Here is a 2,535-nt window from a genome sequence, read left to right on the forward strand (position 1 = left end):
GTCCGCGACTTCGACGCCGCCTGCGGCGGCTACCGCCGCCTGCTGGGGCGCGAGCCGGAGCTGCAGCCCGGCGGCGGGGCGAAGCGCGCCTGGTTCCACCTGGCCAACATGTCGCTGGAGGTGATCGCGCCGGACGGCGACGGCCATCCGGGCGCGCCGGTGAAGCAGTATCTGGACGAAGCCGGCGAAGGCCTGTGGCTCGCCGCCTTCGCAGTCGACGACGTCGCGGCGACGACGAAGCTCTTCGAGCGGCGCGGGCTCTCGGTCGAGCCGATGGGCGAGTTCACGCGGATCCACGCCGCGGGCCTGCGCTTCGTGCTCTGGCCGCAGCGTGAGCGCGCCGCCTCGCCGGCGACCTCGGGCGAGGCCGCGGCCGTGGGCGCGCTCGACCATGTCGTGGTGCAGACGCCCAACGCCGATCGCGCCGTGGGCCTGTACGGCGCGAAGTTCGGCCTCGACCTGCGGCTCGACCGCGAGAACGCGCAGTGGGGCGCGCGCCAGCTCTTCTTCCGCTGCGGCGCGGCGGTGTTCGAGGTCGGGGCCAGCCTGAAGCACCCGCCGTCCGACGCGCCCGACAAGTTCGGCGGGCTCGCTTGGCGCGTGGCCGATCCCGAGGCGCTGCATGCCCGTCTCGCCGGCGAAGGCTTCAACGTCTCGGACCTGCGCACAGGCCGCAAGCCCGGCACCCGGGTCTTCACCGTCCGCGCCGCGCCCGAGGGGATGACCCTGGGCGGCGTGCCCACCCTCGTCATCCAGCAGGACGCCTGATGGAAGCCTTCACCCGTCTCGACGCCGCTGCGGCCCCGCTGCCGCTGGCGAACATCGACACCGACCAGATCATCCCGAAGCAGTTCCTGAAGATCGTGGACCGCAAGGGGCTGGCGAAGGGCCTGTTCTACGACCTGCGCTTCGACGACGACGGGCGCGAGCGGCCCGACTTCGTGCTGAACCAGCCGGCCTACAAGGGCGCGGGCGTGCTGATCGCGGGCGACAACTTCGGCTGCGGCTCGTCGCGCGAGCATGCGCCCTGGGCGCTGATGGACTTCGGCATCAAGGCGGTGGTCAGCACCAGCTTCGCGGACATCTTCTACAACAACTGCTTCCAGAACGGCCTGCTGCCCGTGGTCCTGAAAGCGGACGAGGTGCGGCAGTTGATGGACGAGGCGCGCGGCGGCAACCATGTTGTCTCGATCGACCTGGAGGCCCAGACGGTGACCTCGCCGTCGGGCGCGGTCTTCGGCTTCCAGATCGACCCGCAGCGCAAGGCCAAGATGTTGAAGGGCCTCGACGCCATCGGCGAGACGCTCGAAGCCGCCAAGGACATCGACACCTACGAGATGAAGCGCGCGCTCGCCCAGCCCTGGCTGGAAGGCGCGTGACGATCCTGATCGCCGGCACGGTGCGCGTGCCGCCAGAGAACCTGGCGACGTTCCGGCCGCACATGGAGGCGATGCTGGCGGCCAGCCGGGCCGAGGACGGCTGCCTCACCTATTCCTACGCCATCGACGTCGCCGAGCCGGGGCTGGTGCGGGTGTTCGAAGCGTGGCGCGACCAGGCGGCGATCGACGCGCACTTCCAGGCGCCGCATATGGCCGATTGGCGGGCCGCGTGGCCGCAGTTCGGGGTTTCGGACCGGAACCTCAGCCTGTACGAGGTCGCCGCGGAGCGGAGACTCTAGCTCCACCTCGTCAGTTTTGAGGGACTATCCATGACCGACCTGCTGCTCCTGCCCGGCGACGGGATCGGGCCGGAAGTGACCGCGCAGGTGCGCCGGGTGGCCGAGGCGCTGACGCCGGACCTGAGCCTCGACGAGCGGCCGTTCGGGGGCGTCAGCTACGACCGGCTCGGCACGCCGCTGGCGGACGAGACGCTGGCCGCGGCCAGGGCGGCGAAGGCGGTGCTGATGGGCGCCGTGGGCGGACCGCAGTGGGCCGGCGTTCCGCGCGACAGGCGGCCCGAGGCGGGGCTGCTGGCGCTGCGGGCCGGCATGGGCGTGTTCGCGAACCTGCGGCCCGCGCTCTGCTTCCAGCCGCTGGCCGACGCCTCGACGCTGAAGCGCGAGGTGGTCGAGGGCCTGGACCTGATGATCGTGCGCGAGCTGACGGGCGGCATCTACTTCGGCAGCCCGCGGTTCATCGAGGACCTGCCCGGCGGCGGCAAGCGCGCCGTCGACACCCAGGTCTACACGACGGCCGAGATCGAGCGCGTGTCGCGCGTGGCGTTCGAGCTGGCGCGCGGACGGCGCAACAAGGTGGCCTCGGCCGAGAAATCGAACGTGATGGACAGCGGGCTGCTGTGGCGCGAGGTCGTCACCGACCTGCACAAGCGCGACTACGCCGACGTCGAGCTGACCCACATCCTGGCCGACAACGCCGCGATGCAGATCGTGAAGGACCCGAAGCAGTTCGACGTCCTGCTCACCGACAACCTGTTCGGCGACATCCTGTCGGACGCGGCGTCGCAGCTCACCGGTTCCCTGGGGATGCTCCCTTCGGCCGCTCTGGGGGTTGCAGGCACGCCGGGCCTCTACGAGCC

4 protein-coding genes are annotated in these 2,535 nt (G+C 71.2%); all 4 read left to right on the top strand.

Annotation, left to right across the window (positions count from 1 at the left end):
• Positions 1-768: VOC family protein (locus tag JNL41_RS21445; RefSeq protein WP_293478268.1), on the top strand; the 768-nt coding region annotated here is incomplete at its 5' end.
• Entirely contained in the window at positions 768-1,379 is a 612-nt protein-coding gene (leuD, locus tag JNL41_RS21450) for a 3-isopropylmalate dehydratase small subunit (protein ID WP_293478270.1), read from the top strand. The genes JNL41_RS21445 and leuD, both read left to right, overlap by 1 nt.
• Positions 1,376-1,678, top strand: a complete 303-nt coding sequence (locus JNL41_RS21455; protein ID WP_293478272.1) for a putative quinol monooxygenase — start codon at positions 1,376-1,378, stop codon at positions 1,676-1,678. Before leuD ends, JNL41_RS21455 begins: the two co-directional genes overlap by 4 nt.
• A 30-nt stretch (positions 1,679-1,708) precedes the next feature.
• Positions 1,709-2,535: 3-isopropylmalate dehydrogenase (leuB, locus tag JNL41_RS21460; RefSeq protein ID WP_293478274.1), on the top strand; the 827-nt coding region annotated here is incomplete at its 3' end.

It is taken from the genome of Phenylobacterium sp. (assembly GCF_016793285.1).
Classification (GTDB): Bacteria; Pseudomonadota; Alphaproteobacteria; order Caulobacterales; family Caulobacteraceae; genus Phenylobacterium.